Source organism: Paenibacillus protaetiae (assembly GCF_004135365.1).
GTDB lineage: Bacteria > Bacillota > Bacilli > Paenibacillales > Paenibacillaceae > Paenibacillus_AP > Paenibacillus_AP protaetiae.
In genome coordinates, this window is sequence record NZ_CP035492.1 from 2987196 (window position 1) to 3004348 (window position 17153).

Consider the following 17153-nt stretch of genomic DNA (forward strand, 5'->3'; position numbering starts at 1 on the left):
CGTCCCCCTCCAATCATAACGGTTTTATAGAAATAAGTTGTTTTTCATCCTTGCTCATTCTCACTTGCTCTTAAATTTATGAATAAGGTCAACTTTTCTTCCATTAAATTTGCATACAGATCTAATCTCATGAAAACCAGGGACGTCATCAGTCATGTTAGTAACCACAATCTTTTCTTGAAATCCCATACAAACCAACGTTACAGAATATTGTTGCATATAGCTACAAATTAGGTCGTGGCTGATTAGAAGGCCATTTGTGTCACCGTTTATACAGATAATTTCCTTCTCACGAGATTCATTGATCCAAGACGAATGTCCGTCCCATTTCAATCCACCATAAGCAATTAGATTTGGTGAAGGAACTATTAGGTTATCTCCCTCTCCTTCTTCGCTACAGTCATACTCAAAATTCTTGCCTCGAAGTAAATCAATTGTCGTAATTTGTGCTTTCGTTCCGGGTATATTATTTTCCAGAAACAAGTCTCCCGTTTCTACTGTCTGATTCAAAGTAAGTGAATCGGGATATTCCCCAAGTAAAATACGATAATTATCTGGCGTATATTCTGAATGATCAGGATACCATTCTTCTAGCAGTATTGCTTGTTTCATTTTAGTCATATTTCGATTGGGCACAAAAACGGATGTTATCATTGTTGTAAAATAACGATATGGGTATCCGTCCTCCGTTGTATCCTTAACAATTCCCTTAATAGGATAATAGAGCGACAAATGAATCCATTCTTTTCCATTTCCATCAGTTACTCGAAGTGAATTCGTTATGTCCGGGAAATCATCCTGATGAATCCACTCCTCATGGGAGACTTGACTTACTTGATCAAAATCATATTCTACCGGCTTCCACCAACGTTTATCACTACTTTTCTCCTGAGTACTGTAAGCCCTAAGATCAGTTGGATCGATATCACGAAAATTTATTCCCTGTATCGCTGCTGCCTTAGTATTCCTACCGGAATTCCATCGATCAACCTTCTTTGGAATATGATCAGCAAAAATAGCGCCCAAGCGATGAAGCAATATCCAATAATATTTCTTTCCAAGCCGTTCTGCCCAAATCGGCTTTCCCCGACCTCCTCCAAATTTGCTTATCATATACCGATCATACTTATAACATCTCTCATCTAGACCTGGATATCCTAGATTAGATACACTTAAAATAAACCAACGATGTACCTGTTCCTCCGTGATCCCGGCTGCCTTTAAATCGTATTCATTGAGTAATCGAGGCTTTAATTTATATCGCGCAAAGTCGGTTCCTATACCTTGACCAAGAGCCATGTCGCGTTGAAAAGCAGTTTGCTGCGTTAATTCCACAATATCTTCCTCAGTCGGCCAGTGAATGGGCCACAAACTGTTATATGGTGGACGAAATTGATTCGGTTGTACTTCACTCAGAACTCCGCGATGATACGCATATTCCAAGATTAATCTCAACCAGTCGCGAATAAGTGCATTTACAGGAACCTTACCATCCTTAAATACTTTATTGTAAATTGACTTGCTGAGTTCTCCTAATACATCATCGTTTTCAAGTAACATCACAGCACTATAGGCTGCTAAACAGACTCTCTCTACAACGTAGTCATCATCTACATTTAAAAAATAGATTACCACATACCTCATAATCTCAGGGGATGAAACAAATATTCTCGTTAATCCTTTTGTGGCTCGGTCTCTCACACGCCGATCAGAAGAAGCACAAAACCATGCTAGAGTGAAAGCCCAGTTAGTGGCCGTTTCTTTGCCAAAAAACGAAAGTTCAGCTTTCAAAGCCCAATTCAATAGACGCCAACCTGCGCCACGCGTCTGGTAATCTTCATGCAAAATATAGCACCAAAACGTATCTCTGGTCGTCATACGTGTTTTTCTAAGCAAACGGTCTAGAAAATTTGCATTAAAAGGATGATTAGGAACCACAGCTGCATTCATGATTGCTTGCATAGCTGCAATACTCGAATTATGATACGACAATCCTTCTTGCACCAGTTCCTCGGTATGCTCCGTAAAACTCTCAATAGCCCGCCATTGAAACCCATCATACAGTATAGGCAACATCGTCTCGTATCGCGAAATTTGATTTGACAGGTCAACTAATTCGATTCCGAATGTTTCAGGCAAAATAATAGACATGGCTTCCAGCAAACCACGATTTGCCTCTGCATCTTTGTCAGACTTCAAAGCAAAATGTAGCCTTTCCGAAATTTGAGAGACCTCGTGCGTTATACCTTCAATGATCGAGGCTGCAATCATAAAATCCGCAACTCGTTCAAAGGTAAACCTACAAAACCACTCTTTGGGGCCAAGAAGACGCGATCTGTGTTCTACAAATGATATAACCCCTTCTTTTTCAAGGAGCAGCAGTAAAGAACGTGAATGGTCATTTGTAAAGAATATTTGTTCTATAACACTTTTGGCAACTTCTCTTGGAATCAATCGAGCTCCTAATTCTGCCATTTTGTTTGCCAAAGCATTAATAGTCGTATGTATCAAGTTATCACGTTCATCAAACCCATAAACCTTTGACGCCCTATGGTTTATGCCTTCTAGTATCAGACCTACTACGTCCGAAAAGCCGATGTACCCTAGAGGGATTTCGTTCATACCAGCACCTTTTAACCCTTTACATACCAAATGCAAAAATAACGGATTTACAAACTCCTTTTGCAATAGAGGTGTCGTCGGTGATTGTATGCCGTAAAATTCAAAGAATTTTTGAATAGCATCAAATTCTCTCCCTATAAATCCATTATGGATATATTCCGGCCACATACCTCTTTCGTCGATAACATCATTTAAATAGGTGTCGCGGCAAGATATACAAAGCTTTAACCAAGGAAAATGAGCTAGCTGTTGTCGCAAACCCGGCAACCACGCATGTTTCCAGCGCTCTCTCTCTTGGGACTCATTTAGAGCATCAACATAAATAATTGCATATTTACCTGATGCCTCTGCCACAGTATTCAGCATACCCCATAATTCATCACGGCTGATATTACCCGAAAATCCTAGCTTGCTTGCAATGACTTCCCAAGGCTCAGCCCCTGTAAAATCCTCACCAAACAAAACCACACTAACTTGACCTTGAAGATTTTTATATTTTGCATGATCGATAATGGCGTGAGTCTTGCCAACGCCAGCAGGTCCTCTAAGAAGCATCGTAGAACTTCTTGGAAGACTCGTTTCTGGTCCTTGCAACCACTCTTGAAGTTTATACAAACATTTGATTAGATCACGCGCCGAGTCAATCTTCGCAGCAGGAAATTCGCACATGTACTCTGCTTGAAATTGACGAAAACTAGGTGTATCCGCATTTTCGCCATGCTCTAAGAGGAACTCTTGTAAAAATTGCTCTTCGATCTCCTCTATACTTCCAAGCAAACGATTTGTCAGGGTTGCACATAAAGTATAATTAAACTGTGAATCAATACATGTTAAATTGTTTAGCTCCCCTCTTAACTGACTTAACTCGTCAGTAATTATGCGGACAAATTCAACCAGATGACCGGAGAGATTTTGCTCCCGACTTACGTCTCTTTCCCAGTGCTTGATTTCTATTACTACATATTTTTGTATTTCTTTTGCCTGATGAAGCCACTTATCTGAACAGGAAAATGCCTCTAGAATATCAAATGCAGGTACATCTATTGAGAGAGCAGGAGAGTATCGATGTCCAGCCTGTGCTTCTGCTTCTTGTAGTCTCTGCTGAAACCACTGAGGAGTTAGTATTTCACGATCAAACCAGTAGCGCCGCATCCCTCCACCATTATCCACTTCAATAAGTCGATCTCTTAAGACGCTTTCGGTCCAGAATTCTATTCTAGGATGAGCACCTTGCTCGGCTAAAATTGCTAGCCTTTGCTGCACCCATTCTTCAAGCTTCTGAACCTGGCTTCTCCCCCGGCGTCCATTGGCTCGCGGTCCGGTAGGATCAAATGGAATGCAAAAAATAAATCGAGATAACGTTGGATGGTTCATAAATGCAGCACTTATGGAGTCTTCCATTTGGATAAATTGGGTTTGTTCTAGTCCGTCGAAGTACTTGGCTTGAATCCCCCATTTCTCCCCATCTGGTAGTTGCCAGATTGCTTCGACTCCTCCGTCTCCACCAGAACCACGAAAACGAAAAAATCTGCTACCTTGTGGTAACTCACTAGCAAAAGTACGACGAAATATTTGACAACATAACTCCTCGAAAGAATCCCTAGCGCCGTTTTGAAAAGTCCGAATTTGTTTAAAGTTAATTTCCCTCATTCAATTTCTCCCCTGCTTACGCATGTTTGCAAAAACAAAATCAATTGCACGGCTGAATTAAGAATTTCATTGAATACTCCACGTAAGTCTTTTTCACCTATAGCAAATACTTTACAAATCTTCTCGTAGTTCTTTCCTTTTCGATGACCTACTCCAGATGAACGTAATTCATATAAATTTCTTAAAAATTTGATATGGACTTCAAACCCAGCTATGTTCCGTTGCTTCATCAACAATTCTAGTTTAGACAAGCCTTTGATTTTAGGATCATCAACAACAATGAGTCTCTCAATCTCTTTTTCATTCAAAGAGTCAATAATAATTTTTACAAGTGATAGAACCTGCTGATCAAATTCAGACTGGTCGTTTGTGAGTGGAATACGTAAGCTTTTGTAATGATGCTCATCTTTGCTTTCCAGTGGCTTAAAGAAATTCCAACGATAATGCTCCAGCCACAGTTTTTGAAAAGTTTCAAAGGTCAGCTTAAATATCAAATCCGAGCTTTCTGGGCTAGTCCATTCCGCCAAGAAGTCCCTCTTGAACTTTACAGAACTCATTTGACCGTCGGGAGGGATATTGAAACTTTTCCAGTATGTTTGCTCCTTATCAGGCAAATCCCGCCCCAAATCTCCCAAATAAACGATAACAAAAGAGGGGTGATTATTGTCTATTCTGAGAGACCAAAAACCGTTACATTCTATAGAGCCATCCTTAACTGTGTAGTTCTCAGGTTGAGAATAATATTTATTCAGGACTTCTCTCCTGAAAAATACGGGTGTTAAATAATGTGGCGCATCTGGGTTTCCGCCGAAATAATTGGCTAAATAATCAGGATTGCAATTATAGCTAACATCTGTCCCGTTTTCATCTATTTCTATAATAAAGTTCTGATATTGCCTTTTGGCCTCATAAGGCCAAATTCCGCTCGATTCTTTGGACATTCCTGCTATCAGCTTTTTCCCGATTATTCTAGAGAACGTTTTCAAAGACTTATCTGACATCCAAAAACATTCATTGATGTGGAAATGATATCGAATATCTCCTGACTTGTACTCTTGACTAATTTTTTTACCAATTGACAGTTCAGCTAATGTTTTTTTAGAATAGACATCAGCTTCGACATAAAGCGCTAATCGCAAGTCCTTTATCGCCAAAAACTGTTTTATATATTTAAGCTTAATACGCACTTCGTTATCACTTGCAATGATAGCAGTATCTTCGTCACCATTATCATCAAAGTGCAGGTAATTACTCGTTTTAGAATCATAATAAAAATTGTGGAATAATCGAAACTCCTCCGAAACTTCAACATAAGAGGGCTTTCTACCATGAAAATCTCTTACATATACCAATGGTTCTATCCCACTTTCATTGCCAAACCGTAGATATTTCACTATCGTTGAATTGCCATTGTACTGTTCAGAACATCCTGGCATCCCACGACCAATTAATAAGTCCCAAGAGTCGTTGTTAAGAACATCGTTCACCTTATTTTTTGGTATTAACGCACTCCAATAAGTGATTTTATTCGAGTCGTTATAACTGTTTTTATAAACCGTGACCCATTGTTCTGTTCCCAGTACATTAATAAGATGATTAATTTGTTCTATCTGAAATATAGGATCTTTTTGTTCTAGGCTCATCGTTGCCCCTCCACAGTGGAAGTTATGTATATATGATTACATCATCTTACAATTTCTCTGAATATCCTCGAAAATCCTGCTGGTTCTCCGCTGTGACTTTAAAGAACCGTGTATCACCATTTGAGACTCACATGAAGAAACTAGCTTTAAGTATTAGCGTATTAATAATAAAACACTTGAGTATTGCGATTTCCGAGAAAAATGCCTCAAATGGGCAGACCTGTAGCGAGAAGCAGAGTACAGCAGTTTAGGCGGGGATCTTGAGATGCTTAAGGATGTCGAATAACGGCCTCTTCTCTAAGGCTTGCTGATAAACATAGACGATGATCTGCCCGAAATAGGCTTGCCGAATGCGATACACCACATCTCCGAGCGTGAGATACTTGTCGTTCTTCATCCAGTCGTGGCGCTGAGACTCCAGAAAGTTCTGCGTCAGAAACTGAATCGCCCAAAACCGCTGAATGCCTTCAAAAGAAAGCAACTGATATTGGTCAAAGCCCAGCAGTTCCTTGAAATAGCGATAACCCGTTTCGATGTTCCACCTCACGTGATAGTAGCGTTGGATGGTGACGAGATCCAAGCGGATATCCGTGCACAGGAGACAAACCTGAGGTTTGCTCGAAGCGGTATATTCGTCTTTCCAAGACAGCAACGCTTTGACGTTTTCCATCTCGCTTACGGGACCTTCATATTCATAAATCCAGTACCTTCCCTGACTTTCCACCGTAACGGAGCGGAGGTCAGACTTGCGGATGTACTGGGCAGCGAAATCAGCTATGGAGATCGTGACGCCGCTCACGCAGATCAGCCGGTTCGTCTTTACAGCAGCGATGACATGGAATCCCTTGCGGTTACAGGCGTTGATGATTTTCTCGCTGGTGTACCAGTTATCCATGAGCACGTAAACCTGCTCATCCTGCGTAGCCGGAAACGCTTCGATCATTTCGATAGCGAGATCGTTTTTGCTTTTGAATGAAAAGCCGTGACTCGTGCAATATTCTTCACGATAGTAGGGACGGAAATCCCAAGCGTAGGAGCAGCCTTCGCTTACGACGTGGGCCGTGACCACGCAGTGGCACCAGACCGATTTCCCAGCTTCGTGTGAATATTGAAAACTGAGGGCTTCCATTTTCTTGGTTGAAGGTTCTTTCTTACAGCAAGTGTCGTCGACAATGAAGAACACAAGGCACCGTTTATCCCCGTTCTTCATGCGTTTTGCCCGGATTTTCTCCATGACGAATTGCGTTCTTCTACGTTGCATGCGATTGACGCACCAAGGAGAGTGATTCAAAAAGTTCGTCACATTACTAAGGTGACGCTCCCCACGGGCGGCATGCCGGATTTGCGTGATATTCTTACGTCCGGCACAAAGAATGATACCGTGGACGAGGGTAAACAAATGGCCAAGCTGTGGTTTAGAAAATTCCAGTTTCAGTGCTAAAATGAACTTGACGATAGGCAAGTAGAGGGATACCATGAGAGTGGGACATCTCCTTTTTCTTGGAAATTGTGGTGTGGTAACCGACAATTTCTCCATCCAAAGGCGATGTCCTCCTTGTTTCTATCCGTCCGACGAAGCTTCTGAAATCACGTCTTTATACGGCCTTTGTCGACAGCAATATTTTCGCAACACTCAAGTAAAACAGTAAATTGATGGTGACGAACTTTGCATATTACCACAAGTAGGAAAGAAAAATTCAAACGAAGATCATTAATAACCAAGCACCAATTCATCGCAAGTTATTTGTTTATATCTACTAGTGCCTTTTGGTTAACAATGACCCTCACGGCTTTTCGATTATCGATTCTTGCCGGTATTCTTTGCTGTATCATGTTATTCCCGCTCGTTGGATGGCGAATTAGTAGTCGCAATGTGTTCACTATTTTTCTCTGTTATTTCAGCCTCTACCCGACAGCTGCAGCCTGCTGGATATTATTTGCAATTTCATTCCTTTATACACTGAATGTACCGATAAATAACTCAATTGCCTCACTAGTCTTGCTCAGTGTTATTCCAGTATTCTCACTGTTAATTGTCTTTCTTAAACGAAAAAACAACGAGTTCTTAAATCGTGCTAAGAAATCTTTGGAGTTATTAAATGCTCTCTCTTTAACGGCAACGGGTGTAGCAGCTTTATTCGCGTACATGAATTCAGATTTCAACTTCATTGCTCCTTATATTGACTTTAGAAAGCTTCCGGAGCTCGGATTTCAGACAAGAGATGCGTTCAATTACATTAGTCTTTACCTATCTTTTCCTTTTGTTATTTCAGGAGCATTTTGTAAGTTTGCATTAGAAGTAATTGTTGATAACAAACAGATATCATAGAAATAAAACAAAACCTTAATGAGGGAGGTACGAAGCTTGGTAACAAGGATTCTTGATATTGATATGGACTTTTTCTTAAGCGACATCGCCCACTGGGTTGATAATAGTGAGCGGCTAGACAGTGAACAGTATGTACCTTGGGATGAAGAGAGATTCCGAGTATTTCTAGAGGAGCGGTGTCGACTAAATAAGGATAATCCAATTAAGGGAAGGGTTATAGAACATCATGATGAAGCATTCCATTTTTGGAAAGAACTTATTCATCGAGGTGATTTACAAACACCGTTCGTTCTTACTCATATTGATGCACATTCAGACACTGGACTGGGGGATGCTAACTATGTGTACATAATGAAAGAATTACTGCATCATCCTATGAACACACGCTTACGTAAACTTAATATAAAAAAAGTGAACTATGCTAATTATTTAGCATTTACATTGGCACTAGGGTGGGTAACTAAAGTTGAGTTCGTACTTCATCCTGAGTGGGACAACGATTTTTTATATCTTCATCTAAAGGACTTTTCCGACAGCAGCGGTTCATTTCAATTTAAAGCGTATAACAAAGATATCGATATTGTAATGCAAATGCATCGACTTTTAGAAATTAAACCGCTATTAGTCGATCCTGAAATCCCCTACTCTTTAATTAAAGAGGATGAATTTACGAGTGCTTTGCCATATGACCTTGCTGTATTCTGTAAATCCCCCGGATACACGCCGAAAGAAGCAGATTATATGCTTTCGATATTCAAAGAGTATATAGAGGAAATTTAATGTAGGTATTTCGATGGACTGGTCAGAACAATTTTATATGATTCTTTCTGTCTTTATTGTGACTTGTGCTATGTAGGATGTATTACCCGATTAATCAAAAGAAATTGACAAAAAAATGCAAGTACCTTCTATCAAGTTTCTTTTTAGGCAATCAAATTCAGTGAAATAAAATACCTTTGAATTAATCGAAGGATTTCGCTGTTAAGTATGGATGTAGTCGAGAGAGGACTTCGCACCTCCATTTCATTGCTGGCACGTCTGCTAATTCAGCCAAGACCATAAGGAAAGAGGCTCTAAAAATTCCAAATTCACTTTAAAGAATCATCTCTTCTTTGATAACGAAGTAATTTTAAATTTGAATAATCCAGTAACTCTTCTTTTGCGATATCTTCGAGATTTCTGTAGTTTTCCAACAATTTGAGCTCATCGTTTTGTAATCCAATATGTAGTTCTGCTTTTTGGTTTATTATCAACCAGTTCATATTAACCATATACTTCACTGCTAAAATAGCTAAGACATCGAAAGAAGGCTTAGCCTTTCCAGATTCTATCTCACTAAGCGTACCTTGTGATATTTCTAGGCTTTGAGCAAATTCAATTTGGGTCAGCTTATTTTGCCTTCTTATTAATTTTATTCTTTCTCCAACTGAAGTAAAATCATTCATTTATTTGCTCCACCCTAACTGGAGATTTAATGTATAAAACAAAAGCATACTTCCGTCCGATTTCGGACAAAAATATGCATTAGACTTTTAAGTATGGAGCCGAGGGGATTTGAACCCCTGTCCGAAGATAACGCCACATAAGCTTCTACGAGTGTAGCCACAGTTTTAATGTTACCCGAGCAGCGCCCCGTAACCGGCTCAGCGTTGGGTCAGCCTGATTATCTTCTTCCGTCGACCCCAGGCGGAGACCGAACGGCGTATCCCACTATAGTTGAGCCCCTATCCCAGTCACATGGGCGATGCTGAGGAGGAGCACGCTAACAGGTTATTAAGCTGCTAAAGCGTAAGGTTGTTGTTGTTTGCCGTTTAATAGGCTTTAGCGTTGATGAAGTGGACGCGTCCCCACTACTCGCTACTCATGCTCGAACTATCCCCGTCGAATCCATAAACGGCCCCGAGCTAAAGAAATTAAATATTAAAGCAAATGTTTGCCGCGAGTTTATTAAAGCATATGCTTGCCGCGGCGGCAAAGCTTTGGTTTAACTCTCAACCTCGTGAGGTCGCTTTTCTGATAGTATTGGTGGAGGCGAGGGGAGTCGAACCCCTGTCCGAAGATAACGCCACACAGGCTTCTACGGGTGTAGTCACGGTATTGATGTCACCCGAGCGTCGTCCCGTAACCGACTACGCGTTGGGTCAGCCTGATTATCTTCTTCCGTCGACCCCAGGCGGAGACCGATCGGCGTATCCCACTACTTGTTAGCCCCTATCCCAGTCACATGGGCGATGCTAGGTAGAAGCACGCTCACAGGTTATTAAGCTGCGAAAGCGTAAGATTGTTGTTGTTTGCCAGTTAATTGGCTTTAGCGTTGATGAAGCGGACGCGTCCCCACTACCCGCAACCCATGCTCGAACTATCCCCGTCGAATCCAAAAACGCCCCCGAATTGGCATAAACGGCTCCTGCAGGCAAGCATCCGGCTATTTGCTGTTAAGCAAAAGCTTATCGCTGCCGCACATCCGTTTAGCGTAAAAGATCACTTGGATATTGCCCTGCATCACTGCAGCGGCAAATGAGCATGAATCGTAAAAACTTGAAAAACATCTTTCATTGCTGCTTGTTTAGTATACCATGTCCGGCACCAATTAGCTCGCGCTTCTTATTGGGAAGAGTGGCCACAGGTGGAGCCTGTTCCAATGATATTTCTGCCAGGCGGCGCCGCCGACGTTAACGGGCAGCCTTCTGCTTCTCACGCAGCGCACGCTGAATGTCGCGTTGTGCGTCACGTTTGGCTGCAGTGTCTCGCTTGTCGTATTGCTTTTTGCCTTTGCCAAGGCCAATAAGCAGCTTCGCGTATCCGTTGCGCACATAAATTTTGAGCGGCACAATTGAGTAGCCTTCCTGCTTGGACTGTCCCAGCAGCTTATGAATCTGCGCCTTGTGCAGCAACAGCTTGCGGGCCCGTGTCGGGTCCGACGGGTTATGCCGGTTGCCCTGCTCGAACGGGCTGATGTGCATGTTGTGGATATGAATCTCGCCGTTACGAATGGTCGCAAACGCATCGCTAATGTTTGCCCGCCCATTACGCAAAGATTTGATCTCCGTCCCGGTCAGCACCATGCCCGCTTCGTATGTTTCCTCGATGAAATAGTCATGGGAAGCTTTTTTGTTCTGGGCGAGCTGTTTCCCGTCAGCTTTTTTACCCATGCCAATCACCCCTAGCTCATAGTATTTCTCAACTTTTGCCGCTCCATCCGACGCCAACAGGGTAGCGAAATAGGGAATAAGCGTAGTAATTTATTTTAGCAATTATAGAAGCTAAAAGCAATAACCCGAGACCTCCCTGGACGGCTGCGCAAAAAAGAGCCGCCCGACCGATAGGTCGAAGCGGCTCTCCGAAACGCTGTGTTATCGCTTATTACAGCTTAACAACGTTTTCTGCTTGTGGTCCGCGGCTTCCGTCAACCACGTTGAATTCTACGCGTTGGCCTTCGTCAAGCGTTTTGAAACCGTCGCCTTGGATAGCGGAGAAGTGTACGAATACGTCGTTACCGCCTTCAACTGCGATGAAGCCGTAGCCTTTCTCAGCGTTGAACCATTTAACTGTACCTTGTTGCATGTGTGTTACCTCCAAAAAAAATATATTAATATGCGCTTCTACGTTCTTATTAAACAAGAAATTCACACATTGAGAAAGATCCCATGATTGTGCATGATACCCTTTTCAACAAGTGAATTCAGGCCAGTGCGATAAGTGTAATTTTATTTGAGTGTACTATACCAGACCTTAAAAAGCAAGCAGCAACTTTCGCCTAAATGTTGACATGAGGAGGGCTGCTCTCCTATGCTAACAGCCCCCTGCCAATTCCACTGCTACTTTCTTTTCTTACGTACAAATGCGCTCATCGCGCCGCCTTTTTTACCTTTTTTACGGCTGTCTCCGCTTTGTTTGGCACGGTTTTGTCCGCCGCCTCCATTGCCGGAATCCGGCTCTGAAGAAGAAGGGCGTCCTTCGCCTCCGTCCCCTACAAAAATACCGCTGGCAGACGTATCATCCCGCCGCCGTTTGCGCCCGCCGCCGTATGAACGTCCGTCGCTGCCAGAACGCTCCTGCTGGCGGCCTCCCCGGTCTCCACGGCCTTCGCTGCGTCCCGACGATCCGCGTTCCGGAAAGCCGCCTTCACGGCCTCCGCTCGAGCGTCCAGGCCCGCCGCTCCCGCGGCCGCCGCGGCCATCACGGCGCTCTGACGAACCGCCTGCTTCATGGCCGTCGTCGTACCGGTTTGCGGACCCGCCGCTGCGGCGGATTGGCAGCCCCCACATATCCGTGCGGACGCCGCCCTTGCCGCGGCTGCTGCGCTCATTCGCCGCTTCCAGCGTCTCGCCCGGCTCCAGCCACGGGTTCCCCGTGCCTGCCGCTGCGCCGCCCGTGCGGCCCGCTGCCGCAGCTCCGCCGCCGCGGCCAAAACCGCCGCCGCTGCGCGGCCCTGCTGCGCCGCCAAAGCCTGCTCCGCGCCCGCTGGCGCTGCTTCGCCCAGCGCCAGCGCCGCCCTTGCCGCGTCCCTCGGCTGCGCCAGTGCGTCCCGCACCGCCGCCTGCAGCGCTGCCGCGCCCGCCGGCGCCGCGTCCGGCGCGGCCTGCACCGGCTGCGCCGGGACGATCGGCGCGGAATCCTTCGCGCCGCTTCTTGCGGCCGCCGTAGCCCGCGTCGGCCACGCCCCGGAAGCTGCTGCGCGACTTCATATCGACCATCTCGAAGTCAATCGTATGGTCGTCCATATTGACACGCGCCACACGGATATTGACCTCGTCGCCGATGCGGTACACTTTGGAGGTACGCTCGCCGATGAGCACCATATGCACTTCGTGGAAGTGGTAGTAATCGTCGCTCAGTTCGCTCAGCCGGATAAGCCCTTCCACCGTATTGTCCAGCTCCACAAACATGCCGAAGCTGGTTACGCTGCTAATGATGCCGTCGAATTCCTCGCCGACTTTGTCCAGCATATATTCGCATTTTTTGAGCCGTTCCGTATCCCGCTCCGCGTCCACCGCCACACGCTCGCGTTCGGACGATTGCTGCGCAATCTCCGGCATACGCGCCGCCAGCGCCTCCTGGCGCGCATCGGTCAGCGCGCCGCCGTTCTCGATGACTTCCCGCATGACGCGGTGAATAACAAGGTCCGGGTAACGGCGGATCGGCGATGTGAAATGCGTATAGAACTCCGCAGCGAGGCCAAAATGCCCCAAGCTTTCGGCATCGTATTTGGCCTGCTTCATGGAACGGAGCATCATCGTTGAAATAACCGTCTCTTCTTTTGTCCCCTGAATTTCCTCCAGCAGCGTCTGCAGCGCGCGGGGATGGACGGAGTTGCCTTTGCCTTTGACCACATACCCGAAGTTCGTCGCGAACTGCATAAACGTCAGCAGCTTCTCGGAATCCGGATCTTCATGGATCCGGTACAAGAACGGCACGCGCAGCCAGTGAAAATGCTCCGCAACCGTCTCATTGGCCGCCAGCATAAATTCCTCGATAATTTGCTCGGCGACCGAACGCTCGCGTTTCACAATGTCGACGGCTTTGCCATTCTCGTCGACAATAACTTTCGATTCCTGAAAGTCAAAATCAATTGCTCCGCGTTTCATCCGTTTCCGGCGCAGCTTCATCGCCAGCTCTTCCATAAGCGTAAACATATCAAGCAGCCCGGCGTAACGTTCTTTCAGTTCCGTCTCCGGCTCTTCTTCCGTAGCCGTCAGCAAGCGGCGGACGTTCGTATAGGTCATCCGCTCCGTTGTCTTAATGACGCTTGTAAAAATATCATGCCGTACGCGTTTCAGCGTCTTGGGATCAAACTCCATTTCGCAGGACATCGTCAGCCGGTCCACCTGCGGATTCAGCGAGCAGATGCCGTTCGACAGCCGGTGCGGCAGCATCGGAATAACGCGGTCCACCAAGTAGACGCTGCAGCCGCGGCGGTAAGCCTCCTGGTCCAGCGCCGATTTCTCCCGCACATAATAGCCGACATCCGCAATATGGACGCCCAGCAGATAGTTGCCGTTGTCGAGCCGCTTCACATGTACGGCATCATCCAGATCCTTGGCATCTTCGCCGTCAATGGTTACAATCGTTTCTCCGCGCAAATCCCGCCGCCCCTGCTGCACGATCTCCTCTTCCGTAATGGAATCGGGAGCGGATTCCGCTTCTGCCATCACATCGTCCGGGAATCCTTCCGGCAGCATATGCTTGCGGATAATCGACAAAATATCGACGCCGGGATCATCTTTATGGCCAAGCGTTTCAATAATCTCGCCTTCCGCCGCCGAACGGCCTTCCGGGTAAGATACAATGCGGACTACGACCTTTTGCCCGGTTACCGCCCCTTGGAAACCGCCTTTCGGAATAAAAATATCCCGGTTAATCCGTTTATCGTCCGGAATGACAAAGCCGTATGCCTCATGATTCTGAAACGTGCCGACGACCTGCGTTACCGCACGCTGCACGATGCGGGCAACCTCGCCCTCCATCCGGCCTCCGCTTTCGCTTTTGGATATAATCCGGACAAGCACAATGTCTCCGTTCATTGCGCTTTTCAAATCATTGGCATGGATATACACATCCGGATGATCCTTTTCGTCCGGAATTAGAAAAGCAAATCCTTTGGCGTGCGCCTGCAAGCGCCCTCTCAGCAAGTTCATGCGCTCCGGCACGCCATAGCGGTCATTGCGCGTACGCAAAATTTGTCCCGCTTCCTCCAGCTCGTTCAGCAGTTTCAGAAACGATTTGAAATCGTCCGGATCATCAATGCCGAAATGCTGCTCCAGTTCGTTATATGTCATCGGTTTATAAGCGGTTTCCCGCATAAAATCAAGCAGATCCTGCCCGCTAATCATCTATCTTTTCGCCACCCTATCGTCCGACCACGCGAGCGAATGCTCTGCACTTGCATTCCTTGCAACCGGTTAGTAAATATTCACATACCATTCAGTATACACGAAACTGTTCACGTATATCCGTATCATTGTACCATTTTATGCTAACAGGAATGACATAAGGCAACAAAAAAAAGCGGGAATCATCCCGCTTTTCTTAAAACTTGTTTATTACACTTTTACCACATAGGCCACAACCAGAGACAATACAAAAAATCCGACTGCCAGTCCGATTGTCAAACGCTGAAGGAGCAAATCGAGCCCGCGCGCTTTCGTTTTACCGAACAGATGCTCAGCGCCGCCGCTAATCGCACCGGACAAACCGGCGCTTTTGCCCTTTTGCAGCAACACGACTGCAATAAGACCAAGTGCAAAAATAACCAATACAATTTTCAGAGCGACTTCCACACATTCCACCTCCAACACAGCAGGAGTTCCGTTAAAAACAGATAGATTCAGTGTATCATATGCCCAAGCCTAATACAATACTCCTGCCCTATACATACCCTGCTCTTTGAAGAAAAGACAAACTTTTCTTGGCGCTTTGTTCCGCAAGGATTTGAAATTACCCTTTCTTGACGATCAGATAAGGAATGCCTGAGGCGGATAAGTACGGCTGCAGCCGGTTGTATTCGGAGCCTCGCACCATGCAAAAGCTATAAAAAAGCGCGGCCCCTTCGCGCGAAGGGGCCGCTTGCCTCATTCAAATATTATTTGAATTTTTTCAGGTTGTAGAAAGCCGATTTGCCAGCGTATTGCGCTGTCGAACCCAGTTGGTCCTCAATGCGGAGCAATTGGTTGTATTTCGCTACGCGGTCCGTACGGGAAGGAGCGCCGGTTTTGATTTGGCCAGCGTTCGTTGCGACAGCGATGTCAGCGATTGTGCTGTCTTCGCTTTCGCCGGAACGGTGCGAGATAACAGCCGTGTAGCCAGCGCGTTTGGCCATTTCGATCGCGTCGAATGTTTCCGTCAGGGAACCAATTTGGTTCACTTTAACGAGAATCGAGTTGCCTACGCCTTTGTCGATACCGTCGGAGAGACGTTCCGTGTTCGTTACGAACAGGTCGTCGCCAACGAGCTGAACTTTGCCGCCCAATTTTTCCGTAAGCAGCTTCCAGCCAGCCCAGTCGTCTTCGGAGCAGCCGTCTTCGATTGTAATGATCGGGTATTTATCAACCCACGAAGCGAGCAGGTCCACGAACTCTTCGGATGTGAACGATTTGCCTTCGCCTTCGAGGTGGTATTTGCCGTCTTTGTAGAACTCAGTCGAAGCTACGTCCATACCGAGGAATACGTCTTCGCCCGGTTTGTAGCCCGCACGTTCGATCGCAGCGATAATCGTTGTGATCGCTTCTTCGTTGGAAGCCAGGTTAGGCGCAAAGCCGCCTTCGTCGCCAACAGCCGTGTTCAAGCCTTTTTCTTTCAGGACGGATTTCAGGTTGTGGAAAATTTCAGCGCCGATACGAAGCGCTTCTTTGAACGTAGGCGCGCCAACCGGCAGCACCATGAACTCTTGCACGTCAACGTTGTTGTCGGCATGAGCGCCGCCGTTCACGATGTTCATCATCGGAACCGGAAGCGTCTTAGCGTTGAATCCGCCCAGGTATGTGTACAAAGGTACGTCCAGCACGTCAGCAGCTGCGCGAGCAACCGCCATCGATACAGCCAGAATGGCGTTAGCGCCCAGTTTGCCTTTGTTAGGCGTGCCGTCCAGCTCGATCATTTTGCGGTCGATCGCAACTTGATCAAGTGCGTCCAGGCCAATGACTTCAGGAGCGATAATGGAGTTTACGTTATCTACCGCTTTCTCAACGCCTTTGCCGAGGTAACGGCCTTTGTCGCCGTCGCGAAGCTCAACAGCTTCGTATGCGCCGGTGGAAGCGCCGGATGGCACGATGGCACGGCCTTTGCCGCCGGATTCAGTGGTTACTTCTACTTCTACAGTCGGGTTGCCGCGGGAATCAAGCACTTCGCGTGCGTATACGTCAACGATAATAGACATGTTAGGAAACACTCCTTTTTTATATGTGATGTAA

Annotated in this window: 10 protein-coding genes and 2 other RNA genes; 1 reads left to right on the plus strand and 11 read right to left on the minus strand. The window is 45.9% G+C overall.

All coding sequences use genetic code 11. The annotated features are described in order from the left end of the window. Positions 1-60: 60 nt before the first annotated feature. From ET464_RS13765 to ET464_RS13775, 3 genes are all read right to left on the minus strand, one after another. Positions 61-4272, minus strand: coding sequence for an NACHT domain-containing protein (locus ET464_RS13765; RefSeq protein WP_129441789.1), 4212 nt, complete (start codon positions 4270-4272; stop codon positions 61-63). Beyond that, positions 4269-5915: a hypothetical protein gene (locus ET464_RS13770; protein WP_129441791.1), complete on the minus strand. Its 1647-nt coding sequence runs from the start codon at positions 5913-5915 to the stop codon at positions 4269-4271. The genes ET464_RS13765 and ET464_RS13770 overlap by 4 nt, the downstream gene beginning before the upstream one ends. 247 nt (positions 5916-6162) lie before the next feature. Beyond that, positions 6163-7452: an IS701 family transposase gene (locus ET464_RS13775; RefSeq protein WP_129441793.1), complete on the minus strand. Its 1290-nt coding sequence runs from the start codon at positions 7450-7452 to the stop codon at positions 6163-6165. An 828-nt stretch (positions 7453-8280) separates the two neighbouring features. On the opposite strand from ET464_RS13775, the gene ET464_RS13780 reads away from it, so the two are divergent. Further along, positions 8281-9024, plus strand: coding sequence for a peptide arginase family protein (locus ET464_RS13780; protein WP_165280008.1), 744 nt, complete (start codon positions 8281-8283; stop codon positions 9022-9024). A 308-nt stretch (positions 9025-9332) separates the two neighbouring features. Here ET464_RS13780 and ET464_RS13785 read toward each other — a convergent pair whose 3' ends face one another. From ET464_RS13785 to eno, 8 genes are all read right to left on the minus strand, one after another. After that, positions 9333-9689 carry a helix-turn-helix domain-containing protein gene (locus ET464_RS13785; RefSeq protein ID WP_129441797.1) on the minus strand — a complete coding sequence of 119 codons (357 nt, stop codon included), beginning with the start codon at positions 9687-9689 and terminating at the stop codon, positions 9333-9335. Between the two features lie 91 nt (positions 9690-9780). Next, positions 9781-10145: a transfer-messenger RNA gene (ssrA, locus tag ET464_RS13790) on the minus strand. Between the two features lie 122 nt (positions 10146-10267). Next, positions 10268-10632: a transfer-messenger RNA gene (gene ssrA / locus ET464_RS13795) on the minus strand. 284 nt (positions 10633-10916) lie between these two features. Next, the gene (gene smpB / locus ET464_RS13800; RefSeq protein ID WP_129441799.1) at positions 10917-11396 is read right to left on the minus strand and encodes an SsrA-binding protein SmpB; all 480 of its coding nucleotides are present in this window, start codon (positions 11394-11396) and stop codon (positions 10917-10919) included. Positions 11397-11607: 211 nt separating this feature from the next. Then, positions 11608-11808: a cold-shock protein gene (locus tag ET464_RS13805; RefSeq protein WP_129441802.1), complete on the minus strand. Its 201-nt coding sequence runs from the start codon at positions 11806-11808 to the stop codon at positions 11608-11610. A gap of 254 nt (positions 11809-12062) precedes the next feature. After that, entirely contained in the window at positions 12063-15077 is a 3015-nt protein-coding gene (gene rnr / locus ET464_RS13810) for a ribonuclease R (protein WP_129441805.1), read from the minus strand. Between the two features lie 210 nt (positions 15078-15287). Next, positions 15288-15524, minus strand: coding sequence for a preprotein translocase subunit SecG (gene secG, locus ET464_RS13815; RefSeq protein WP_129441807.1), 237 nt, complete (start codon positions 15522-15524; stop codon positions 15288-15290). 302 nt (positions 15525-15826) lie between these two features. Further along, positions 15827-17119 carry a phosphopyruvate hydratase gene (gene eno, locus ET464_RS13820; RefSeq protein WP_129441809.1) on the minus strand — a complete coding sequence of 431 codons (1293 nt, stop codon included), beginning with the start codon at positions 17117-17119 and terminating at the stop codon, positions 15827-15829. Positions 17120-17153: the final 34 nt, after the last annotated feature.

Coding starts and splice junctions, on each gene's coding strand:
- ET464_RS13765 (WP_129441789.1), bottom strand. CDS start 4,272: ATGAGGGAAATTAACTTTAAACAAATTCGGACTTTTCAAAACGGCGCT.
- ET464_RS13770 (WP_129441791.1), bottom strand. CDS start 5,915: ATGAGCCTAGAACAAAAAGATCCTATATTTCAGATAGAACAAATTAAT.
- ET464_RS13775 (WP_129441793.1), bottom strand. CDS start 7,452: ATGGAGAAATTGTCGGTTACCACACCACAATTTCCAAGAAAAAGGAGA.
- ET464_RS13785 (WP_129441797.1), bottom strand. CDS start 9,689: ATGAATGATTTTACTTCAGTTGGAGAAAGAATAAAATTAATAAGAAGG.
- smpB (WP_129441799.1), bottom strand. CDS start 11,396: ATGGGTAAAAAAGCTGACGGGAAACAGCTCGCCCAGAACAAAAAAGCT.
- ET464_RS13805 (WP_129441802.1), bottom strand. CDS start 11,808: ATGCAACAAGGTACAGTTAAATGGTTCAACGCTGAGAAAGGCTACGGC.
- rnr (WP_129441805.1), bottom strand. CDS start 15,077: ATGATTAGCGGGCAGGATCTGCTTGATTTTATGCGGGAAACCGCTTAT.
- eno (WP_129441809.1), bottom strand. CDS start 17,119: ATGTCTATTATCGTTGACGTATACGCACGCGAAGTGCTTGATTCCCGC.